Annotated in this window: 17 protein-coding genes; 15 read left to right on the top strand and 2 right to left on the bottom strand. The window is 43.9% G+C overall.

The window, feature by feature from the left end; all coding sequences use genetic code 11:
- Positions 1-18: 18 nt before the first annotated feature.
- From J2Z66_RS11715 to J2Z66_RS11750, 8 genes are all read left to right on the top strand, one after another.
- Positions 19-201, top strand: a complete 183-nt coding sequence (locus tag J2Z66_RS11715) for a hypothetical protein (RefSeq protein WP_209971582.1) — start codon at positions 19-21, stop codon at positions 199-201.
- Between the two features lie 247 nt (positions 202-448).
- Positions 449-1399: an ABC transporter permease gene (locus J2Z66_RS11720; protein WP_245375469.1), complete on the top strand. Its 951-nt coding sequence runs from the start codon at positions 449-451 to the stop codon at positions 1397-1399.
- An 18-nt stretch (positions 1400-1417) separates the two neighbouring features.
- Complete coding sequence (locus tag J2Z66_RS42585) at positions 1418-2314, top strand: carbohydrate ABC transporter permease (protein ID WP_209971583.1); 897 nt, start codon at positions 1418-1420, stop codon at positions 2312-2314.
- 73 nt (positions 2315-2387) lie between these two features.
- A complete protein-coding gene (locus tag J2Z66_RS11730) occupies positions 2388-4148 on the top strand; it encodes an extracellular solute-binding protein (protein WP_209971584.1) in 1761 nt (586 codons plus the stop codon).
- Between the two features lie 86 nt (positions 4149-4234).
- Positions 4235-5455, top strand: a complete 1221-nt coding sequence (locus J2Z66_RS11735) for a family 10 glycosylhydrolase (RefSeq protein ID WP_209971585.1) — start codon at positions 4235-4237, stop codon at positions 5453-5455.
- Positions 5456-5573: 118 nt separating this feature from the next.
- Positions 5574-7718: an alpha-galactosidase gene (locus J2Z66_RS11740; RefSeq protein ID WP_209971586.1), complete on the top strand. Its 2145-nt coding sequence runs from the start codon at positions 5574-5576 to the stop codon at positions 7716-7718.
- A gap of 38 nt (positions 7719-7756) precedes the next feature.
- Positions 7757-9901 (top strand): hypothetical protein, encoded by a 2145-nt coding sequence (locus J2Z66_RS11745; protein ID WP_209971587.1) that lies wholly within the window; start codon positions 7757-7759, stop codon positions 9899-9901.
- Positions 9902-10029: 128 nt separating this feature from the next.
- Positions 10030-10482 (top strand): hypothetical protein, encoded by a 453-nt coding sequence (locus J2Z66_RS11750; protein ID WP_209971588.1) that lies wholly within the window; start codon positions 10030-10032, stop codon positions 10480-10482.
- A 189-nt stretch (positions 10483-10671) separates the two neighbouring features.
- Here J2Z66_RS11750 and J2Z66_RS11755 read toward each other — a convergent pair whose 3' ends face one another.
- Together J2Z66_RS11755 and J2Z66_RS11760 are read right to left on the bottom strand one after the other, a co-directional pair.
- Positions 10672-11466 carry a DeoR/GlpR family DNA-binding transcription regulator gene (locus J2Z66_RS11755; RefSeq protein ID WP_209971589.1) on the bottom strand — a complete coding sequence of 265 codons (795 nt, stop codon included), beginning with the start codon at positions 11464-11466 and terminating at the stop codon, positions 10672-10674.
- Positions 11467-11932: 466 nt separating this feature from the next.
- Positions 11933-12151: a hypothetical protein gene (locus J2Z66_RS11760; protein ID WP_209971590.1), complete on the bottom strand. Its 219-nt coding sequence runs from the start codon at positions 12149-12151 to the stop codon at positions 11933-11935.
- Between the two features lie 755 nt (positions 12152-12906).
- Between J2Z66_RS11760 and J2Z66_RS11765 the strand changes: the two genes are divergently transcribed.
- The 7 genes from J2Z66_RS11765 (at position 12907) to J2Z66_RS11800 (ending at position 24242) form a co-directional block, all read left to right on the top strand.
- A complete protein-coding gene (locus J2Z66_RS11765; protein WP_209971591.1) occupies positions 12907-13755 on the top strand; it encodes a helix-turn-helix domain-containing protein in 849 nt (282 codons plus the stop codon).
- Positions 13756-13864: 109 nt separating this feature from the next.
- On the top strand, positions 13865-15727 hold the full coding sequence (locus J2Z66_RS11770; protein ID WP_209971592.1) for a leucine-rich repeat domain-containing protein: 1863 nt from the start codon (positions 13865-13867) through the stop codon (positions 15725-15727).
- A gap of 797 nt (positions 15728-16524) precedes the next feature.
- Entirely contained in the window at positions 16525-17571 is a 1047-nt protein-coding gene (locus J2Z66_RS11775) for a Gfo/Idh/MocA family protein (RefSeq protein WP_209971593.1), read from the top strand.
- The gene (locus tag J2Z66_RS43785) at positions 17564-19240 is read left to right on the top strand and encodes a TIM barrel protein (protein ID WP_312894506.1); all 1677 of its coding nucleotides are present in this window, start codon (positions 17564-17566) and stop codon (positions 19238-19240) included. The genes J2Z66_RS11775 and J2Z66_RS43785 overlap by 8 nt, the downstream gene beginning before the upstream one ends.
- Positions 19233-20486, top strand: coding sequence for an N-acetylglucosamine-6-phosphate deacetylase (locus J2Z66_RS11790; protein ID WP_209971594.1), 1254 nt, complete (start codon positions 19233-19235; stop codon positions 20484-20486). The genes J2Z66_RS43785 and J2Z66_RS11790 overlap by 8 nt, the downstream gene beginning before the upstream one ends.
- Before the next feature lie 584 nt (positions 20487-21070).
- Positions 21071-22108 (top strand): LacI family DNA-binding transcriptional regulator, encoded by a 1038-nt coding sequence (locus J2Z66_RS11795; protein ID WP_209971595.1) that lies wholly within the window; start codon positions 21071-21073, stop codon positions 22106-22108.
- A gap of 145 nt (positions 22109-22253) precedes the next feature.
- Entirely contained in the window at positions 22254-24242 is a 1989-nt protein-coding gene (locus tag J2Z66_RS11800) for an alpha/beta hydrolase family protein (RefSeq protein WP_209971596.1), read from the top strand.
- Positions 24243-24266: the final 24 nt, after the last annotated feature.

A 24266-nucleotide genomic window follows, 5' to 3' on the forward strand; every position in this document is an offset into this window, starting at 1 on the left:
TTATGATGAGGTGGAAATTTGCAAGTAAATTCGTTTGTTTTAGTTTTGCCGGAAGTTTCCAAAACGACAGGGCAAGAGGTGAGCACCAATTACAACCCAGCAACGGGTGCATTATCCGATAGCTTTGCTCCGGGCGAAGGCAGATTGTACGCCTTGGATGCTTCGTTTGAGTCTAATAATTCGGAAGCCATCCGGATATAGCCGTTTACGCCAAAGACTTTTGGTCAGAGGTGAAGAATATTGTACACATTAAGCAGAAATATCACACACATCTCGTAAAGAAATACACGCTATACTAAATTTATTAAGTAGTCTCCCGGTTTTTCAGGGTTGATGAAGGGATGATTTGTTATAATTAATGAAAATGAACTAGGGGTGATGGGAATGGAAACCGTTTTCAAGGAATCCTTGCAGAGAGGCCATATAGACATGAGGAGGAGTGTTTACAATGGAAATTCAAATAAAGAACCAAAGTGTAGTTCCTAAAGTGAACAAGAGCTCGACACTTGTCCATATGAAGAAACATTTATTTATTTATTTTTTAGTCTTACCAGGGTTCTTATATACTTTAGTATTCCATTACTTTCCTATTTATGGAATCATGATTGCTTTCAAGGATTTTAAAATAAGCAAAGGTATTTTGGGGAGTCCGTGGGTGGGATTCAAGCATTTCTCAGTGCTGTTTCAGGACGAATATTTTTATAAAGTGGTATTCAATACGGTATTAATTAATTTTTATAATTTTATATTTGGATTTACTTTTGTAATTATTTTAGCTTTAATGCTTAATGAAATTAGGATCGTTGCTTTAAAAAGAGTTATTCAGACGTTTGTATATATTCCAAACTTTCTCTCTTGGGTTGTTTTTGCCGGTCTTGTTTCCATCTTTCTATCACCGTCTGAGGGACCTATCAGTGCTATTATGGATTCATTGGGGATTGAACCTATTTATTTTCTAACTAATAACGATTGGTTTAGAACAGTGCTCGTTGTATCACTCATCATCAAAACAGCGGGGTTTGGGACCATTATTTATCTGGCTTCGATGTCCGGGATTAATCCTGAATTGTATGAAAGCGCTATGGTAGACGGTGCAAATAGATTGCGTATGATGTGGCATATCACCTTGCCGAGGATAAAGCCTACCATTGCGGTACTGATGATTTTTAGTGTGGCAGGTATATTTGGTTCCAATTTCGAACAGGTATTTAACTTGTATAACCCGCTGGTAATGGAATCAGGGGATGTATTATCAACGTATTTGTACAGGAGCGGCTTACTTGAAGGGAAATTAGAGCTGGCGACGGCTTTGGGGCTGATCTTCAGCTGCATTGGTTTAATTCTGATTTTAATTATGAATAAGATCATTAGTAAAATGGATGTCACCGGTATTTTTTAGAGAGAGGAGATGGACAAAGTGGCTAAACGATTAGGACGAAAGAAATTCTCATCTTATGCTTATGATTTAGTAGTCAATACTTTTTGTATCATTTTCGGTCTTATATCTATTTATCCGTTATGGTACATTTTTTTAGGATCACTTAGCAGACCAGGAACAACTGCAGCCTTGGGATTTAAGATTCTTTTGCCGCTGGACCCGTATTTCGGATACTACATATCCATACTGCAGGGTCCGTTGTTTCAAAGGGCGATGCTCATTTCCATATCTACTACGGCTATAGGCGCTTTTGGCGGCGTAGTCTTGACCGGTATGATGGCCTATGGAGTTTCTAAGAAAAAGGTCAAATTCATGAAATTCAGCAACACATTTATGGTCTTGACCATGTTCTTCGGCGGGGGCTTAATTCCTACTTTCCTGCTGATTAACAAGCTCCATCTGTATGACACCTATATGGTTCTCATTGTTTTCCATTTAATGCAGGTGTTCTACTTTATCCTTATGAGAAATTATTTCACCTATGCTATCCCTTCTGAGCTTGAAGATGCAGCTGTGGTGGACGGCACAAACGATCTTGTTTTATTTTTCAAAATTATTGTGCCCATTTCGATGCCGTTATTTGCCACCATCTTCCTATTTACTGCAGTAGGGATATGGAACGATTGGTACACCTATTTAATTTATGCGAATAGAGTAGAGCTTCAGCCATTTATTGTGGTGCTGCAAAAACTATTGATTAATCCTAATCAGTATTTAGGAGCTCAAGGATCGATGTTGAATTATAAATTAAATTTGACAGCGACCGGATTGAAAATGACGACGATTATGATAGCTATCCTCCCTATACTCATGCTGTATCCCTTTTTACAAAAGTATTTTACTAAGGGCATGATGATTGGAGCAGTGAAAGGTTAGGAAAGATCACGTTGGTTTTGACCGCTGCAGCGGTGAAAATAGATTACCTAAATCAAGAGGAGGGTTTCCAAGTATGAATCAGAAAAAGCTAGGTTTACAGCAAAAATGGGGCCACAAGTTTGTGCTGGTTGTCACAATTGCAATTCTCATGTTAATCGTTTCCGCATGTACCAAGGATACTAAAGAGCCAAACAACGAAGAGCCTAAACAAACGGCAACAGGTACAGATGCATCGCCAATAGTGGTGAAGGATGAAGAGAGAAGTGTAGTTGATCTGTCCTTGTGGTCAGGCGGTATTACTCTGGATAATGTAGAAGGAATTAAGAACGATCCTGTTAAAAAGTTTGTCGAAGATAAATTTAAGATCAATCTGAAGTTGTTGACAGGGGATCTGGAGAAAATAAAGCTTTTGGTGACAACAGGACAGTCGCCTGATATCATTTCCATGCCTTTGTGGTTACCTGGCGCGAATGATTTTCTGAAATTATCCTTAAAAGAAGATCTTTTTGTAGATATCGGTGCAATGGTGGCAGGGAATGAGGACAAATACCCTCTTATAGCTAAATTTATGAAAGAGCCGGAATATAGGTACTTTAATACAATGTTTTCTGATGACCCTAATAGTAATAAAGCGATTTGGATAGGAACTTATATGAAGGGTGCATTTGGAAGTCCCATATTTAATATGCAAATATTAAATAAATTAAATCTCAAGCTGCCAACGACGCTTGATGAGTTTATCCATGTGCTGCGAGAAATTAAAAAATCTGATCCGAAAATAATACCACTTGGGCTTCGTAACTGTAAAGGGGAATGTTTACTTGACGATCTAGATCAGATTTTCTTCAACACGCAAGGAACGACAGCGGCGTCTAAGCTTCAGGATGCTAATGGCAACTGGTATGATTCAGCAATCGATCCGAAGAATAAAACCGTATGGAAACAATTGCAAGATCTGTACAAGGAAGGTTTGTTTGATAAGGAAATGTTTACGAAAGACACCTATTATCACGGAACGAATGATTTCGCCACCGGGAAAACCGCAGCAATCACCTTCGCTGTACCGAATACAAATGACGGTCTGTACAGATGGGCTGTAGATGAATTTATTAAGGCGAATCCGACAGCAACCTATCAAGATGTTCAGATGCTGCCTCATGCTTTAACAGGTCCTGGGGGTACAGCTATCTCTAGAAATCCAGCTTTTAACGTGCTTAACGGCATAGTCATTCCGAAAAGTAATAAAAATCCGGAAAGAGCGTTGGAATATATCGAGTGGACACTTTCTAATGAAGGTCAAACGGCTAAGTTTTATGGAATTGAGGGAGTACACTATAAGAAGAATGCCGAAGGCAAACCGGAACTTATCAGTGTGGATGAATGGAAGAAGGTTACTGACGTATGGGCTATAGACGGAAATCACGGGATGTTCTGGGCTTATATGTATGCGCAGGGTGGGAAGATGGATTACGAAAACAACAGCTGGTTTGAGGCTCACGTTAAGCAAACATTCCCTATTATTGAAAGAATTCCAGAAACGCCTCAGTCGAAGTATTATAATGGAATACTGGAGACCTGGAAACAAGAAACTTTCAAAGAAATTGATTTTTACAATGGATTTGCCAATTTCAGCCCAGAATATTTAACCATTGATGCTAAGCTGAAGGAGATCAAATCTAAATATTTTAATAAATTTTTTGTCGGGGAATTGGATGTTGATAAAAACTGGGATGCTTTTGTTAAAGAATACCAGGATGCAGGTTTGTCGGCATATATCACAGAGTATACAAGAGGGGTTAAGGAAGCAAAAGAGAAGTTCGAAGCAGCTAAATAATTAAATAAGAATGACTATATTAATTCAAAAGCTGCATAGTCTTATTCGGGCTATGCGGCTTTTGATAAATCTCAGGAGGATAAAAAATGGGCGTAAACATCTGTCTATCTTCACCTTTAACAATTTCCGATTGGTTAATTAAATCCAATGGTCCTGACTTTGGAATAGAGGGAATTCGGACAATGCTTACCAGGTGTAAGCAATTCGGCTTCACGAAAATTTATTGGCGTGTTTTTGAAGCGGGGTGTGCTACTTATTCCAGTAAGCTGGCCAAACCTTTCAGCTTTAACGAGATGGGGGAAGAAAACCATTATTCCCTTGGATATTTCGATTGGCCTGATCAAGAAACGCTTGATAAATTCAAACAAATCGATTTTCAAAGCTTTGATAGTCTGAAAGCTGCGATCTCAATAGGACATGAATTGAATTTAGAGATTCACGCTTGGCTGAGCATCAATGAAGATGATCATGGGGTCGGTTGGCAAAGTGAGTTTACCAAAGACCATCCCGAATTCAGATGGATAAGAAGAGACGGGCGGTCCTTCCATTCTCAGCTAAGCTACGCTTTTCCGGAAGTGAGGGAATATAAGCTGGGGTTGTTGAAGGAAATATTGGATTATGATATTGATGGCGTTTTTCTGGATTGGATACGAACAGGCGATATAAGGGATAACCCGCAAAACGATGATAAGGGTGTGGTTGATTATGGATATGAGCAGCCAAACATCGAAAAGTTCCAAGAAGAATATGGGATATCTCCCTATGATATAACAAACGGAGATCAGAGATGGATAAAGTGCAGAGCAGAGCCTGTGACGGAGTTCATGAGACAAGTGCGCAAAGAGGTTAGCCAAGCTGCTAAACGGATCCCCATATCCATAATGGTTCAACATCTGTGGAGTTATCGCGGTGTACTGCCGGGAATGATTGTGGATGAGAAAATAGCGAAGATGGGCGGGAACATCATTGAAGGTTCCTTAAATGGCCTGTTATGCGATATCAAGACTTGGGCTAAAGAAGGATTGATTGATGAGGTTGTGGCCGCCGGGTATTATACAGGAGGAGGAACCCCGGAAAAAGCCTATAATTATATTAAAGAAGAAACGGAAGGACTAGTCCCTGTCTGGCTGTATGGTTGGGTACCCAACACACCCGAAAGTTTTACGGAAGATATAGAATTAGCTGAAAGGCTGGGTGCAAAGGAAATTCTGTTCTGGGAAGCGGATTACATTGATTCGATTCCTCCATTGCAGCGCCAACAGGTGATGGAAGCTATTGAAAAATATCGTAGAAAAGCCACTGATTAATTAAAATACGTACGGAAATTCGTGACTTTCGTAGTAAGTTAGTCTACCATTCTCGCAATATCTGGGCGATAGATGCTGGAGCGGGCTTTATTTCTATAGCTAGAAAGGAAGAAGCAGCTTGACCAAGGAATTGCTTTCCCAATACACGTTAAATGATATGATTGTCCAATATTGGATAGATCCGTCGAGCCATCAAGTAGGGTTATTGCTGGTACCAGCTAATTTAGCGGCTAAAGTTGACACTGACAAGGAGTATGTGATTGACCCTCTAATCCAGGTTAAGCTGGTAGGCGATGATTATCCCGGCGGTTTCGCACAAGGAAGAACAATGCGAAACTCTCAGTCTGTAAAGGATTTTAGATATGAAAAACAATACGTAATTGAAGATGAACAGAGCAGTCGTATTATAACTGTGCTGAGGAATGAGAAAAACTTAGTGATGGAGCATATGCTTTCTTATTGTACAGGATTTGAAGCCTGCGAAGTGAACACGACGATCATCAATAAGGGAATAGGGGAAGTTCATCTTGAAATGTTGTCCAGTTTTTCCTTAGGTGGAATTACTCCCTTCGAGAAAGGAGACACGCCTTTTACGCTGATGATTCATAGATTGAGAAGCAAATGGAGCAATGAAGGGCGTTTGGATACGAGATCAGCTGAAGATCTTCAACTGGAGCCTTCCTGGTCGAGGCATGGAGTGCATAGCGAACGGTTTGGCCAAGTAGGCTCCTTGCCGGTAAGGGGATTCTTCCCTTTTGTTGCTATTGAAGATACGAAAAGAAATGTCATCTGGGCTGTTCAGTTGGCACATTCAGGCTCTTGGCAAATGGAAATATATCGACAGGATGACGCGCTTAGTGTGTCCGGAGGACTTGCAGATAGAGAATTTGGCCACTGGGATATGATACTGAGACCTAATGAAGAGCTGACAAGCCCATCAGCATATCTTACTGTTGTTGAAGGGGATATTGACAGAGCTACCCAAAGACTGACTTCGATGCATGGCAAATCCTTGACACAGCTCCCGAAAGTGGAGGAGGATTTGCCGATTATCTTTAATGAATACTTTACGACTATGGGCGTTCCATCTCACGAGAACATATTGCTGCTTTCCAACAAATTGAAGGGCAAAGGAATCACTTATTTAGTAATTGATGCAGGGTGGTATGCAGAAGAAGGAAAAGGCTGGGAAGATAACATTGGAGATTGGAACATCTCGCCGGAATTATTTCCTCAAGGCTTGGAAGCGGCAACTCAAGACATTCGTAAATGCGGCATGATTCCAGGGATTTGGTTCGAACTGGAAACCTGTGCTCCTTCAGCAGAAGCCTACTCATGGACAGAGCACTTGTTGCAGCGTGACGGTATTCCAATCAACTCTGGAAAGCGAAGATTCTGGAATTTTATGGATCCCTTTGTCATTGAATATTTATCTGATAAAGTGATTGCATTTCTACGGAAATACGGATTCGGTTATTTGAAAATTGATTATAATGAAACCATTGGTATTGGATGTGATGGTTTTGAATCTTTGGGAGAAGGATTAAGGCAGCAGCTTACGGCATTCCAAGCTTTTCTTCAAAAAATTCGTGATGAGCTCCCGGAGCTTGTCATTGAGAATTGCTCATCAGGCGGACATCGGCTTGAGCCTTCCATGATGGGGCTTACCTCCTTGGCTTCGTTTTCAGATGCACATGAAGAATTGGAGATTCCTATCATTGCCGCTAATCTGCATCGGGCAATATTGCCGAGACAATCTCAAATATGGGCAGTTCTGCGGAAGGAAGATTCCAAGAAAAGGCTGATTTATTCTATGGTCAATACGTTTTTAGGACGTGTGTGCCTGACCGGGGAGATTTATGATCTGGACAAAGAACAATGGAATGTTGTAGATGAGGGCATTAATTTTTACAGACGAATATCGGCAATCATTAAAGAAGGATTGAGTTATCGTTATGGACCTGTGATCAACAGCTATAGACATCCTGAAGGGTGGCAAGCCATGCTGAGAGTCAGGTCTGATCAGTTGGAGGCGCTAGTTGTCTTCCACACATTCGGAGGTCATTTGCCTGAACAAATTGATGTTCAAGTATCTATAGACAAGAAATACGAGATAGAGGCTATTTACGCTGAGGACCACAAAGATATCACTTTGCACGAGGGTGTGCTATCTTACAAAATAAAAGGCGATTTTCACGCCGCCGCCGTTTTACTAAGGTCGATTCAGGCAAATACACATATCGCAGATCATAACCAGATATAATTGTTTTACAAGACTACTTTAGGCATGGAGGGTTTCTGATGGATCATATTCAGACAAAGGTTTCAGTTGTGATTGGGGAACATTGTGACAGACTTGAGCGTTTTGCTGCAGATCAGCTTTGTGAGTACATAGAGAAGCTTTTTCATATAGCGACCTCTTCTCAAACCCGGATACAGGAACAGGCATCTGCCTATTTTTTTATTGGAAATCGCGATACCAATCCGGTTAACAGGAATACTACAGAATCTATTGAGTTGAAGAAGGTAAGTAATGAAGGGATTTTAATACAAAAGGAAGTTATAGATGGAGTTCCTTCCATTATTCTGGGTGGGGGAAGTCCAAAATCCACTCTCTGGGCCGTTTATGAATTTATCGAGCGTTGGGGAGTCCGTTACTTACTAAGCGGTGACGTTTTACCGAAGAAAAGCGCTTTTTATTTGCCCGAGGTTGATCTTGTGCAAGAACCGCTTCTGCCATTAAGAGTTTGGGGGTTTCCTCATGGATTGGCTGTGGGTCCGGAGTCATGGGGATTCAAGGATTACTGCAAGGTGATGGACCAACTGGCGAAGCTTAAGTACAACAGGGTATCTGTACAATTCTACCAGCTATATCCATTCTTGCATTTGGAATATAAAGGGATTAAACGTAAGTCCGCAGGGTTATTTTTTAATTTGCATTACCCTATTACCGAGGATATGATCGGACGTGATCTTTTCGATGATAGGGAAGAATTCTGGAATCCTGACTTGCCGATTAACGCTTCCTATGAGGAATTTATTGCTGCAGGTGAGCTGCATGTTCACAGAATCATGGATTATGCACATCAAAGAGGATTGGAGTGCGTCATCAATCCTCCTGTTATAGAGTTTCCCCTGGAATTCGAGCCCATCTTAAAGGATGCAGTGAAGATGGATTCAATCAATAACGAAACAATCGTACCGGGACCGAATACGGATGTGGAAGACGAGGACCTGAAAGAGTTTGCCGAGCAAATCATTAACTTGACTATAAAGACATATCCCGAAGCCGATTATCTTTCTCTTGTGATGCCCGAATGGCGCCACTGGACAGGGCAAGCAGAATACGCATGGAAGATGTTGAACCAGAAATATGGAATTGACGATATCTGTACGTATGCGGATGTGATAGCCAAAGCTGAGTTGAGGTTAAGTTATCCGGGAGGAGCAGAGCGTGCCAAGACTGAGGCAAAAGGGGATATAGTCTCCTTGTATTATTACGACAAGCTTCTATCGGATAAATTTGCTGCTGATCATACCTCCAAAGCGAGTAAAAAGTGGATTTATATGTATGTAGCTGAAGAATTATACCCCATTCTTTCCAAGGTTCTTCCCGAAGGATCGGAATTATTAACCTATATAGACTACACACCTTCAAGAGTTTTACGGAGAAATCATGTATTAAAAGATATGGGCACCAACAAAATTCCCTCAACCTTAAATTTTACTCTGAACGATGACAATGTCGGGGTTCTGCCGCAGATCAACATGAGGCCTCTTGAGGATTTACTTAAGCAGCTTCTGGAGTGCGGTTGGGCCGGATTTGTTACACGTTATTGGACCACAAGCGATCAGGATGCCTGTGTAAGTTATATATCCAAGGCCGCCTGGGATAGTGAGCTGAAACCGTACGCGGCATACAAGGATTATATACGTACTACTTGCGGGGAAGAGTGCCTTGAGGAGATGCTTGGCATGTTCATCGAACTTGAGGCAGCCAGCAAAGTCTTGGAGTGGGATGGGCTTGGATTAAGTTTTCCTCTGCCTTGGATGATGTCGTTCAATTGGGATACTAAATTGCAACCGGATCAGTATACCGAAGTGAGCTCTTGTTATCAACGTGCATTGGGCTGGGTTTATTTGGCCAAAGACAAGACTCGGAACGTCCAATCTGTTTATATCGATTACTGGATTGGCCGGCTCGAATTCGCCGTTCATTATATGAACACGATAGAAGCAGTGAGGCTTGCGGCCTGTGCTCAGGAAATCAATGATGTTAACAGGACGCGTGAACTTGTTGATATTGCCTTAGAAAAAGCCAAGAAAGGGATAGAAGCTTATGCTCGCGTTGCTAGGGATCAGTCAGACCGAGCTTGGATCGCCGTCTTGAATGAGTATGTTTACCGTTATTTGATGAAAAAACAAGCAGAGTTTAGCAAGGATTAAGGTTCTGTTGCAAAAATTTATTGTAAAGGCGGTTTTCCTGCTGAAGCGCAAGTCGGAGAATGCTTTGACCTTGAGTGATTCAACTGGGTAAAGCATTCTTTGGGGGACACCACCGGGAGGTTGAAAGCATGGGCACGCCATTGATTTTTTCGTTGCCACTAACATTTACGGATTGGCTGCTGCGGGATCGATCGCTTGATAACGGTCCGGAAGGCATTTATCAAGTACTGTCGCGATGCAAAGATTTTGGGCCTAGCAAAATTTATTGGCGTGCATTCGACGCGGGACGCGCCACTGTAGTCGATTACGGCTGCGAACAGCCCAATATGGCGAGGTTCAAGGAATTGTATGGTGAAGATCCTTTCGATGTAAGTAACGGGGACGAACATTGGATCCGCTGTTGGGCCGAGCCGGTGACACAATTCATGCGTGAGGTCAGGGAGCTGGCAGGCCGGCATGCCAGCTCCCGCTGGCGGTCATGGTCCTTCAATAAAGAGAATGCCATCGATCACGTTACGATGTTCCTTAAAATAATTTGCACAAATGATCGCGTCATCCTGGGTTTCAACTGCCCATATTGAGTTACGTTGACGTCAAGAATGACGGCATCGATACTTTGCTCTTCCAAAACCTTTAATATCGTTTGACGCCCCGATTTACATAGATGGCCTGGAAAAAACCGCGATTCCCCACAATCACGCCCAATGTGGATTTTTGGGTCTGTTTGCTCATATTCATCCCCCTACTTGGAATTCCGCTAGAATTATTTATTAGCTGATCATGAGTTCAACCTCGTTCTGACTGCATAGTTCCTGTAATTCATCGACAGGAAGTTGATCTGTAATGATTCGGTTAACGTTATCCAGGGAGGAGAAAGATCCCAATGATTTCATACCAAACTTGCTATGATCAATAACTACATTAACTTCCTGGGACTGCTTCATAGCAAGGCGTTTGATCGGGATCTCAAATATATTGGAGTTGCTTAACCCATGTTCCACGGATAAAGCTGTTGCTGCAATAAAGGCTCGATCAAAAAAAATTTTACCTATTGCTTCCTCGGCCATAGGGCCAACTAAGGAAGACGAGCCTCCCCATAGATGCCCCCCGATTAATATGGTCTGTATATTCTTATTTTGCAATTCAATGGCAATGTTCAAAGCATTGGTTACTACCGTATGAACATTTTTCGGGAGCAGGTGATGCACGATTTGGATGGTTGTTGTGCCTGAATCAATAAAGATGACTTCACGTGGGCGGACCAACTCTGCTGCTGCTCGTCCAATCCGCATTTTCTCAGCAGTTCTGATGCCAACGCGTTCAGCCATGGAAAGATCTACAGAAGACACCAAGATGGCGCCGCCTAGCGTTTTGCGAATGAGTCCCTCTTGCTCCAAACTTTCCAAATCTCGCCTGATAGTCATTTCCGTAATACCGAAATAACTGCTCATTTCCGAAAATTTAATTTCTCCCTGTTTGGAAATAATGTCGTATAACCGTTCTTTTCGTTCGTTGCTAGTGAGCTTTTTGTTACTTTTGTTTGCTCCTGTAGTCGAAAACTCCATTGTCCAATCTCCTTATATTTATTCGTTAATTTGTTAGTTGGATTCTAGACATTCCTCTTATGAAGAGTAACCAAAGCCTGGTCGCAGTCGGCACCATCGTGAACAATGGCCATTAATGCCCGCGTGATACCGGCTGGGTTATGGTGCTGAACGATATTACGGCCGTATACGATACCTGATGCACCTTGCTTCATTAATTTCGCATGTTCTTAATAACACTTCTTCATCTGATGCCAGTCCGCCACCACGAACAATAAGTGGTGTACCGGAAGCTATTTCAATGACACGATGATATTCCTGAGTATGGTCGCAAGGAGCCGTTATAATTAAATCGGCTCCTAACTCCACAGCCATCCAGACTTTTTATCAATGTCACCATCTACCATATAGCCGCCTGCTTTATCATTCGACAGCATAACAAGCGGTTCAATCATTAATGGCATTCCATATTTATCGCATTGCATTGTTAAGACTGTAATATTCCGGATGCATTGATGAGGAAGTCTCTGGCTTGTTCGACAATTCCTTCAAAAAGCTGGCTATAAAGATAGCTGGGAAGCGTATTTCCATAATCATTGGCTTTATCCGATCTTAGCCCCAAAAATGGCTTCTGTTTGCCTATCCGTTCCTGTACAAAATGGGCTTGCCCTATACTTAACTGTATAGCATCTTGCTTTTTAAACATCGTCATCCAAATCACATGTATTGTTAAAAAATAAAATTATATTATAATTTTTAGCATACATTACTTTTTTGTAGTTGTCTATAAATGTAGGAGTGTTATCTAAGAACAAAATAAAGTAGGTTAAGGGGGAGGGGATATCTGATGAATTCTATTCAAACAAAGGTTACCGTTGTGGTCGGGGAACATTGTGACAGACTCGAGCAATTTGCTGCAGATCAGCTCTGTGCGTTATACACCATCAATTTTGTGAAGGAATCATGTTCTCAGAGACATGGATACCCACATCATTCCATCTACAGTGAATTAGACTCTGAACGATGACAATGAAGGTGTTCTGCCGCAGATCAACATGAGACCGCTTGAGGATTTACTTAAACAGTTAATGGAGTGCGGTTGGGCAGGATTCGTTACACGTTATTGGACGACAAGTGATCAGGATGCATGTGTAAGTTATATATCGAAGGTTGCTTGAATAGCAATCTGAAACCTTACGAAGTGTATACGGATTATATACATACGACTTGCGGGGAAGATTGCATGCAGCAGCAGTATTATTAAAATTGATCTAAGCAAGTTAAACTCACTTTCTATTTCTACCATTAAGTGGTATTCTGAGAACAACTGCAGGCGTTGTATTCAAGCAGATATCACAAGTTTGAAGAAATGGTTGCGTCCATATACGGTGATACTATGCATACTAGATATGCTAGAGACACAGCAGCGGCGGATCATTGTGAAAATAGAGGTGGCGGCATATGATTGAAGGTACTTATCTCGTAAATATTGAATATTTGAAGGAGCTGCCGATGCCTGCGGTGCTGCATTCACATCCGAACTATGAGCTGTTTTATTTTCATGAGGGCGGCGGCAACTATTTAATCGGAGACCATATTTACTCTTTGTCGCCTGGAGATCTGATTCTGATGCACGGGATGACCCTTCATTGTCCAAATATGGATGAAAAAAATAAATATGTGCGCACTGTCGTCAGCTTTGATCCCGCTTATGTAAGGGCGATTTCAGGGAAGCTTTTTACAATTGATCCTCTGGAGCCCTTTGAACGGCATAAAAACATAAGGCTGCAGCTTCATGGGGAAGATCAGCAGCGGGTGGAGTCCCGCCTCGCGGAAATGAATGATTGCTTTCATCATAAGGATCCTATTGCTCATAACCGTTTTCGTCTCGTATTTCTTGAGATGCTGTTGGATCTTTATGGACTATGTGCCAAGCCAAGTATGCGGAAGTCAGAGGCGCTCACTCCAAAAGAGCAAACGGTTCAGAAGGTAGTCACGTGGGTGGAAGGCCATTTTGCCGAACAGGTCAGTTTTGATGACATTGCGGCTCATATGGACCTGAACAAGCATTATTTATCGAGAGTGTTTCGCGAGCTTACCGGGCTAACGGTGTTCGATTATTTATACCAAAGGCGAATTAATGAAGCTAAAATTATTTTTCTGCTGCAGGACCAGGTTTCCGTAACGGAGGTTTGCTACCGGGTAGGCTTCAACAATTTATCGCACTTTAGCCGGATGTTCAAGCAGCGGGTGGGCTGTACACCGGATGAATACAAGCGCAGGAGATTGATCAATCCGCTTGAGCATTAGTGTTATTGAAGCCCACTTGCGCAGTATGGATTATTTGTTGTCTGTATTATTTTTTTCTATATAATGTATGTTTTTTCAGCTTAGAGACGGATTGTTGGAGGGGCACTTTGTGGGATTAATTAAATTAAATTGTCCAAATTGTAATGGGAAAATTGAACATAAAGACGAGAAGACGTTTAAGTGCCCGTATTGTGGGACAGAATTATTGCTCAATGAAAATAAAGTTTATTATGTGGATCAGACAATTAACAATTACTATGGAGCTGCTCCAGCTGCTCGCAAAACTCCTACGCAGACTAAGGCGGGGACATTGCTTTTAACCTTTGTTATACTTGCTTTCGCGGCAGTTGGGTATTTTTATTTAACAAACAATCAACAGCAGAAAGGTATTGTAAGTAAAGTTGAAATTCGCACAATGCCGGAAAGTGAAGTAGTCTTGTTCTTTTTGAGAGATATTTTTAATAAAGGAGAAGTAATGCCAACGGAAGAGGAATTAGCAAGTATCCGCTATTTGTCTGTTGGCTACGAAGACAATCAATGGCGTTTTACATACAGCTTTGATGATCCCTTTAATACTAAACAAGCTAAGATGCACGACTATGTTGTAATGGATAAGATACTAAACACTAAAAGGCTGGAACAGAAGGATTTTGAAGCATTTAGCGGATTGACTGCTTTAGACTTGAGGAATACCTATGAAATTTTAAAAAATGAAAAAGTAACTTTTCAACATATGCAGGGACTAAAAAGTTATTCTGGCGGGTTTAATGAGTCATTTTCCCAGTTTGCTGAATATTTTGCGGATAAAGATAAGATTGAAGAGCTTATATTACAAATCAGAAGTGATGATGAGCTAGCTGTAGTATTACAATTTCCCAACTTAAAAAATTTGGAGATTACGTATATTGGTGAATCGGTTACTGATTTTAAATTGTTAGGGCAGCTGAATTTGCAATCGCTGGGATTACGTGGCTGCAATGATCTGCAATGGTTATCAGTGTTAACAAATCTTAAATCTTTGAAGCTGCAATATAGTGAAGCGACAGACTTCACCTCATTTTATTCTTTAAATCAATTGCAAGAGTTGGATTTGAAATTTGTGAAAAATTTAAAAACAATGGATTTTATACAGAATATGCCGCAACTGCAAGTTCTAAAGATGGATTTTGCTGAAATTTCTAATTTAAACATATTAAAAGATAAAGCATCGTTAACAAAGCTGTATCTGACTCTTAGCAGTCTGGATTCATTAGATTTCGTCAACAGCTTAACTTCACTGACAGAGTTATCCATTTCTAGCTATTATGGCTCTGTACCGACATTAACATTGCCAAATTTAAGAAAAGCCGAGCTGCCGGGAGCTTTTGTACAGAAGTTAACTGCACCCGCTTTAATGTCCTTATCTGCTGATATTAGCGGCATGACTTTGAGTGGAGAAAAGATTGTAGAGTTTCCGCAATTGGAGGAGCTTTCTATAGAAGAGTCTGGACAACTGAGTGAAATTCGCGCTCTAAATAAAGTACCAAGTTTAAAAAACTTGTCTATTCACGATATATATATCGATAATGAAATAGATGCCTTGTTTAGTTTGAGCCATGTCACAAATTTGACGTGCAAGGAATGCAGAATTGATTTAAATAAGGTGACACCATTTGAAAATGATGTGCTAGAGCATCTGGCTTTGGAAAAAGTAACTTTCAAATTGGGCGATGATTTTTCGAAAGAAGTTGAAAAGGTGATGCCGTATTTTTCTAATATGTCCGCGCTTCGTACCTTTACGATGCAGGACAGCATGCTGCAATCTCTGCAGTTTATGAAAAAGTGGCAACAAATTGAGGAGCTTCATCTGGAGAATAATGCGATCGTGGATATTGAACCTTTGGTTGGAATGCCGAAACTGAAAAAATTGTTTATACTAGGAAATCAGGTGCACAACAAAACCGTATTAGATAAGGGAGTTTCCGTTTATTAGCAAGCGGAGTAGAGGCTGGAAGTGGCTGGTTGATCGATCTTGTCGCAGTACAGACGATGCTGTAAAATGCCTTGATGCCGAATTTTTATTGACTTCTATATAGTAGTGGAGATAAAGAAAAGGGGATTGAGCGCGACGGCTCAATCTCCTTGTTTTTTTTGGATTTATAATGCCAATCTCTTTGATCTCATTGCTCAGGTATTGAAGCTAAAAGACTTTCTCCTGCCAACGCCTACAGGCATCGACTGAAGACCGGTTTGGGCCAACGTGAACGGATATAAGCACAAACGTTGTTCATGTCCGGATCAGAGCACGTGCGCTTGCGAGAAGACGTATTCCGATCCGGATGCGACGATCGGCGTGCAGCGAACGAAGGCGAACCAGAACAAATTTTTCATCGGCTACCGCAAGCACTAGCATATAGCAAATACTTTTGCATACCAAGGAGTACGAGTGTCCTTATATGCAAAATAAAGTACAAATGCCCGTTAGCTTAGGAACCTACATTTAATGAAGTTGCGTTTTGTTTTTGTAAAAGGAACGTGTATTACCATCGATTCCTTGCATGTTGGATCGAGGTCAACCACAGCAAAATAGTTGGCCTAAAAAGCTAACGTTATTGAAGATAAATGCGCTGTTTTTTGCTAGAATTAACTTAGTGAAATGTTACTTGATTTGTTTAGTAAATTTGCTGGTAAATTAGTCTTTCCAAATTAGCTTGCTAAATGAGGATGGAAATTGTAAGTGGTAGTAACTTGGTTAGTGAAGAATTTTAATTATTGAAAGGTGGAGATCGTGTGGGTACCGTTTGGCGTTTCGGAATTATTGGCTGTGGTGGCATAGCGAAATTTCATGCAGATTCACTTCGTGAGCTGGAAGCAGCTGAGCTGGTTAGCGTAGCAAGCCGTTCTGCTGAAAAGACGAAGGCTTTTGCGGAGGAGTATGGCTGCGACTGGACAACGGATTACCTCAGCCTACTGGAGCGGTCTGATATAGATATCATATGTGTCACTTCAAGCACGGGCAGCCATGCGCAAATTGGGCGGGATGTACTGCAGGCTGGAAAGCATCTGGTTATTGAGAAGCCAATTGCGATTGACGCCAAGGAAGCACAGGAATTGATAGATTTGGCGGAAGCACAAGGAGTGACGCTATCGGTTATTTCACAGCGCCGTTTTGAGCCGGTAACTCAGCACGTCAAACAGCTGCTTGATGAAGGGAAGCTGGGCAGGCTGCTGCTGGTCGAATCAGGCACACCTTATTTACGCACACAGGAATACTATGATTCCGCAGATTGGCGCGGGACGATTGCCGAAGATGGCGGCGCTTTAATGAATCAAGGAATTCATCAGATCGATCTGCTGCTTTGGCTTGGCGGGCCTGTTCACTCTGTATACGGCAAGACAGCGACGATGACACATCAGATGGAAGCCGAGGATATGGGCGTGGCCATCGTCAAGTTTGCTGGAGGTGCTATGGGAACGATTATGTCGTCCACAAGCATTAAGCCGGGCTTTGCACCTTATATCCATTTGTATGGAGAAAAAGGAACGATCAAAATTTCTGGTCAGTCCATCGAGCATTGGACGGTAGAAGGCGTGGAAGCGCCGGATTCCCCGGAGGCTCAGGTTAGTGACGGATCCTCTAATCCGCTAGCTATTTCTCACGTTTACCATAAAGCGCAGCTTGCGGAAATTATGGATGCTCTGAATAACGGAAGACCTTCATTGGTAGGAGGGGCAGAAGGGAAGCAAGCGGTAGAGCTGATCCAAGCTATTAGCGCGTCCTCGCTGTCAGGTAAGGAAATTATATTGCAAGGAAATGAGGGGGCAGACCATGTTTGAACGATTAGGTATTTTAACAGATGAAGTGTCGCCACGATTGGAAGAGGCGCTGGACTGGATTCAGGAGCAAGGCTTTAAGCATGTTGAAATTCGTATGGTTGACGGCAAAAATGTAATAACCCTGGATGACGCTGAGCTGGCCCGCGTAAGGCAGCAGGTGGAGAGCCGCGGACTTTATGTATCTGCAGTTGCATCCCCTGTTTTCAAGTGTCCGCTTGATCCGTCCCGTCCGGTTGCTGGTGGAGATACGTTCGGTCAAGCTTCTGGAGAAGATGTGGCGAGCCACTTCAAGCTGCTGGAGCGGGCTTTGGCTATCACCGATCTGCTCGGCACCAAAAGTATCCGGATCTTTTCGTTCTGGAGGGAGATTGAACCGGCGAAATACGAAGCGGAAATCGTCGCGCATTTGCGCAGGGCAGCTGAGCTTGCTGAGCGCAGCGGCAAGCTGCTGCTGCTGGAGAACGAGCCCTCTTGCAATGGCGGATACGCCGAAGAAGTTGGCAGCATGACGGCAGCAGTGGGATCGCCAGCGCTTCGGGTACTTTGGGATCCGGGCAACGAAGCTTATGCAGGGCGTCCAGCATTTCCGGATGGCTACGAAGCGGTCAAGCACGTACTGGCTCATGTACATCTGAAAGATGCTGTATGTGATGCGGATGGCCGGGGGAAATGTGTCCCGCCGGGAACGGGAGCCGTAGATTATGTAGGGCAGCTTGTTGCGCTGGAGCATGATGGATACACTGGCTTGTTTACGATTGAACCGCATTATGTTCCAGAAGGCGGCAAGCCTGTTGACGGTGCGGCGCGCTGTCTAGAGGGTGTGCGTGAGCAGCAGAAGCTGGCGGAAGCAGCATCTGCGGCGGCATCGAGGCCGTTCAGCTCGGGAAATGTTGAGCAATTAAAGGTGAACGTTTACGAGAACCGTGCTCTTATGGGGCAGGCCGCTGCCAAACAGGCCGCAGACAGCATTCGTGCGCTTCAGGGGCAGAAAGAACAGCTGCGTCTTATATTCGCGGCGGCACCATCGCAAAATGAATTTCTGGCTGCACTCTCACAGGCGCCTAATATTGACTGGTCCCGGATTACTGTTTTCCATATGGATGAATATATCGGCTTAGCAGAGGATGCTCCGCAGAAGTTTAGCCGTTTCTTGGAAGAAGGCATATTTGATATTGTGCGGCCGGGTGGCGTACATTTAATTAATAGCGGAAACGATGCGGCGGAAGAGGCTGTTCGTTACGGCAAGCTGCTTACAGAAGCACCGATCGATATCGTCTTTCTTGGTATTGGCGAAAATGGGCATATTGCTTTTAATGATCCGCCGGTTGCTGATTTTAACGATCCGGCACCTGTGAAAATGGTTGAGCTGGATCTGCCATGCCGCCAGCAACAGGTTAATGATGGCTGCTTTGCTTCATTGGCTGACGTTCCCACACATGCCATTACGCTGACGATACCTGCCCTGACTTCTGCAAAAACGATGATCTGTATCGTGCCTGGGCCAACAAAGCGCGAGGCTGTAGAGCAGACGCTAACTGGGCCGATCGCTACTGCTTGTCCGGCTACTATTCTGCGGACACATGGCGACTGCACGCTGTATCTTGACCGGGAAAGCTATGGAGGTTTGAATCTTTTGGACAGTCAAGGAGCTGATCAAGCAAATGGTTAATCCAAGAGATCTCAGCGAAAATCAAAGCGGACAGGTAGAGCAACAAGATCGGCAAGATCAAAGAGAATTGCTGCTGGAAGGTAGGCATTATGTTACGGGTGAGGCGATTCGGGTACGTCTGGTGGATGGCGTGATTCAGCAAATTGAATCGCTATCTGAGGACGCTGAAGGTTCCATTGCGGCTGATCCGGACAGTGCTAAGCTCAACTGGATTGGTCCTGGTCTTGTTGACCTGCAGGTGAATGGACATGGCGGCTTCGATTTAAATACGCATCCCTTATCTGTACAGCAGGTGACTGATTTGACAGCGGCTTTGTGGCAGGAGGGCGTTACTGCGTACTTGCCGACGATTATTACTCATGACTCTGATAATATCGAGCTAGCAGTCCGCATTATTGCTGAGGCTTGCCATCAGGATGAGAGAACGGCAAACTCGATTGCTGGTATTCATCTGGAAGGCCCGTTTATTTCACCTGAGGACGGCGCTCGTGGCGCCCATGATCTGGCATACGTAAAAGCACCCGATTGGGATTTGGTGCAGCGCTGGCAGGAGGCCGCCGAAGGCCGTATCACGCTGCTGACGATGTCGCCGGAATGGCCCGATGCTCCTGCATTTATTGCCCGCTGCGTGGAGCACGGCATTGTCGTTTCCATCGGGCATACCGCAGCAACGTCTGAACAGATTGCCGCGGCGGTTGCTGCCGGGGCGACCATGTCGACGCATCTGGGCAACGGGGCGCATTTGATGCTGCCGCGGCATCCCAATTATATATGGGAGCAGCTTGCCCAGGAAAATCTGTGGAGCTGCGTCATTGCTGACGGCTTTCATGTTCCAAGCTCCTTCCTGCAGGTGGCGCGTAAGGTTAAGCAGGGCAAATTCCTGCTGGTTAGCGACGCTGTGCTTTACAGCGGTATGAGCCCGGGCGTGTACAATAACCCGGTTATGGGCACAGTCGTCCTGGAGCCGGATGGCCGGCTCCATCTGCAGCGTGACGAGCGGCTTCTGGCTGGCTCGGCGCAGATGCTGACACATGGCATCGCCCATCTCGTCAAGCAGCGCATTTGCACGCTGGCCGAAGCCTGGGATGCCTCTTCGATAGGTCCCTCCGAAGCGATGGGACTGACTGCACAGGCCGGGCTTGCCGTAGGGGCACCCGCAGATCTAGTCGTCTTCAAGCAAGGAGAAGACGAGAAGCTTCAAATCTTAGAAACCTATAAGCGTGGATGCAAGGTGTACGGACAATAAATATTAAAAAGAGTGCTCTTGAGCACTCTTTTTTGATTTATTTGATTTTTTTGATTTATAGAAAATTAAAGCGCTTCGCAGTGCTTGACGATGTTTTTAATCGTTAAAGTAAGAGTCTCCAGGCAGTCAGTCGCTTTAACGATGATTTTCATCGCTAAAAGTGGACGGATGGCCTCTTCAGGATGGTTAAAGGGGATTTTAACGATGTTTTTCATTGTTAAAGTAAGGATGTGGAGATGACCTGGTGCTTTTAACGATGAAAAACATCGTTAAAGCAGCAGATCCTTTCAGTTTTTCCTTTATCATGATCCGCGGCGCCATTGATCGCTAGGAAATCTCCTCTACTCGCTTCTGTTACTTCTGCAGGTTTTTGGACGCAAATGGCGGTTCCCCAGAACCTCCTCTATTTCGACTGATTGTCAGAGATGCGTGGGGGCCAATGTTGAAGAAACAGGCATGTCCACTCAGCCCTGGTCCGCCTTCTCCCGCCATGTTTTCTACCCCTTATTTTTGTTTCCTATTCCTCTGTTTTATGATATATTAAGTTCGAATGAGACCGATTACTATTTTAGGATGATTAGCTTATGAAGAAAAGAATTACCATTCATGATATTGCCAAAATGGCAGGGGTTTCCTCGGCAACGGTTTCGAGAGTGCTGGGCAACAGTACGTATCCGGTAAGCGCAAAGCTCCGCGATAAAATTGTCAAGCTGGCAGAAGAGATGCACTATATTCCCAATATGATCGGGAAGCAGTTGAAGACGAATAACAATATGACCATCGGGGTTATCATTCCAACTATCAGCAATCCTTTCTATGCATCCGTTATGCTTGGCATTGAGGAAGTAGCGCGGAAGAAGGGGTATCACGTACTGCTGGGGAATTCGCTCCAGGATGGCAAGATTGAAGAAGCGTATTTGACAACTTTGTTTGAAAAGCAGGTAAAAGGCTTTATCATTTCCTCGATTTCCGATAATAAGAAATTGTTGATGAACTTGATTGATCTAGGCTTGCAGGTTATCGCAATAGATCAGAAGATTGATCTTCCTGAGGTACAGCAAATTGAGTTTGATTACCGTCGCGGGGGCTTTATAGCTACCAGCCATTTGCTAGAGCAAGGGCATCGGAGAATCGCGTATGTATCTGCCCCTCTTAATCGGCCGAGCCGGCAAAGCATCTATGAAGGATTTCTGGATGCCATGCAGCAAGCTGGTGCCCAGGACGATGAAGTATTGGTGCAAATCGCTAACGAAGAGAAAGAAATTTACGATGGTATTTACGAGTTCGAGAATGGGAAGGCGCTTACCGCTAACTTGATGGATCTCGATCAGCCGCCTACTGCTATTTTTGCTTGTAATGATTTAACGGCCTTTGGAGTTATGAATGAATTGGTGGCGCGTGGTTTGAAGGTGCCAGATGATGTTTCTGTCGTAGGTTTTGATAATATTGAATACGCGAGAATGTTTACACCTGCCTTGACTACGGTTAAGCAGCCGAATTATGAAATGGGTAAGCTCGCTTGTACGATGCTGCTGGATAAGCTGAATGACGAAGCCGGGGACAGCATGGATGTGCTGCTTCAGCCCAAGTTGATCGTCCGCGATTCAGTGGGAAAGCTTTAGCAGAGTTGATAGCAAAAGTAGCTAGCGAAAGTTACAGGCAGCGTTTCAGTCACAGCTCCAGACACTTCTCCAAAATAAAGAGGTGTCGGGCTGATTTTATACATTAATAGTAATCGATTACTTAATCTAAGGGAGATGAAGGAAAATGAATCTGCAGGATCTTGAAAATATGGGAATTGGGATACACGATGTCAGGGATCAACTTAAACAATTGGTGTATGCGCGTTCGGTGGAAGCTTTTGCTGCTGGTGATCAAGCTAGAGATGCTATAAACGCCAGTCAGCTGGAGGAACGAAAAAATTGGCTGCGGGAGCAGTTTATCGAGAAGGTTGGCGGGCTCCCCTCGATGGACACGCCCCTGCTTCCTGAAATAACTGGAACTATTCGTTGTGAGGGCTACCGGATTGAGAATGTTATTTTCCAATCGCGGCAGGAAACCTATGTGACTGGAAGCGTATATGTGCCTGACGATGCCAGTTCGCCGCGGGGGGCTGTTGTGTTCGTGTGCGGACATTATTCTGAAGGCAGGCTGCATCCTAACTATCAAAGGGTATGTCAGTATATGGTAGAGGCTGGTTTGGTTGTTTTGGCTATGGACCCTATCGGCCAAGGTGAACGTTGGAGCTACTACGATTCAGAGCTTAAGACGACGCTTGTCGATCCGGCAGTGGCCGAGCATGAAATGGCAGGAGCACAAAGCTGGCCGCTTGGTGATGGGCTTGCCCGTTATTTCCTGCATGACATCATGCGGTCAGTTGACTATTTAATTTCACGCCCGGAGGTGGATCCTGCCAAAATCGGAATTACTGGTAATTCAGGTGGCGGACTGCAGACGAGCATGGCGATGCTTTGTGAACCGCGGATTGCCGCCGCTGCCCCGACTACGTTCATTATGAGCCGCGAAACCTATATTTTCTCAGGGCAGGCCCAGGATGCAGAGCAGATTTGGCCGGGCATGTCCCGTCTTGGCTTTGATCATGAGGATTTGCTGCTGGCGATGGTACCGAAACCGGTGCTTATTTTGGCTGCTCAATATGACTTTTTTCCAATTGAAGGTGCCCGCCGTACGGTAGAGAGAACAAGACGATTCTGGGAAGAGCTGGGTCATTCAGCTAATATTGAACTTTTCGAGGATGCCTGTGAGCATCAGTATTCCGTACCTATGGCGAAAGCGGCTGCGTCTTTTTTTGCGAAGCATTTATTGGATAAAGTTGTGCATTTAGATGATGTGATCATCTCGCCTCAGGAAGAATCTGCGTTATGGAGTACGGCTTCAGGTCAGGTGCGTGGAGACTATACGGCTGCCCGGGCTGCTTATGAAGAGAATAATGAACGATTGAATATACTTGAGTCCAGCCGGGGATCAATCAGCGAAGTGGAACGTATAGAAGCGGCAAAAGCATGGTTGGAGAAAAAGATTATGGACGAGCGCAAGCCTTTTGATTTTAATCCGCGGTTTGCTGATTTAGGAACTATGGAGGGGCTTGAAGTGCGGACTTGTCTGTGGTGGAGCCAGGAGAAGCTGTTCAATCATGCTTATTTATTTCGGAATGCAGTGGAAGGGCAATTGAACCAGAGCGGGCAGCAGATTACGATTGCTGTTTGGGAAAAAGGGACGAAGCAGCTCGAAGCACATCTATCCTGGATACGTGAGACCTGCTCAGCGGGGCATACAGTTATGGTGCTCGACGTGAGCGGAGAAGGAAACCTGGAGCCAGCTGCGATAAGCGGGATTGGGTTGTATGAGCGGTTCGGCACGATTCATAAGCTGACAACAGATTTGATATGGCTGGATGACAGTATAGCGGCGCTTCGCAGCTATGACCTGCTTAGAGCAGCCGAAATGGCGGCGACTTTCATGAGCTTGGACCAGCAAGATATTCAGGTAGAGGTGTATGCCGAAGGGAAATTTGCTCTGTATGCGCTGCTTGCTAAATTGGTGGACCCGAGTAAACGTATTAGCAAGGTAACTGTCGGGAAGGAAAGCGGAAGTATCGGAGAATGGGTGAAATCCCGTTATTATGATAATTACAATGTAATGGCGACGATTTTGCCAGGGATACTAAAATATTGCGATATTCCCGATCTTGTTCGTTGGACGGATGCCACTATCCTTGCGAAGCAAGAAGCTTAGCAGCATAAAGATAGCAATAGCCAA

The sequence above is a fragment of the Paenibacillus eucommiae genome (assembly GCF_017874215.1).
GTDB classification, from domain to species: domain Bacteria; phylum Bacillota; class Bacilli; order Paenibacillales; family NBRC-103111; genus Paenibacillus_AI; species Paenibacillus_AI eucommiae.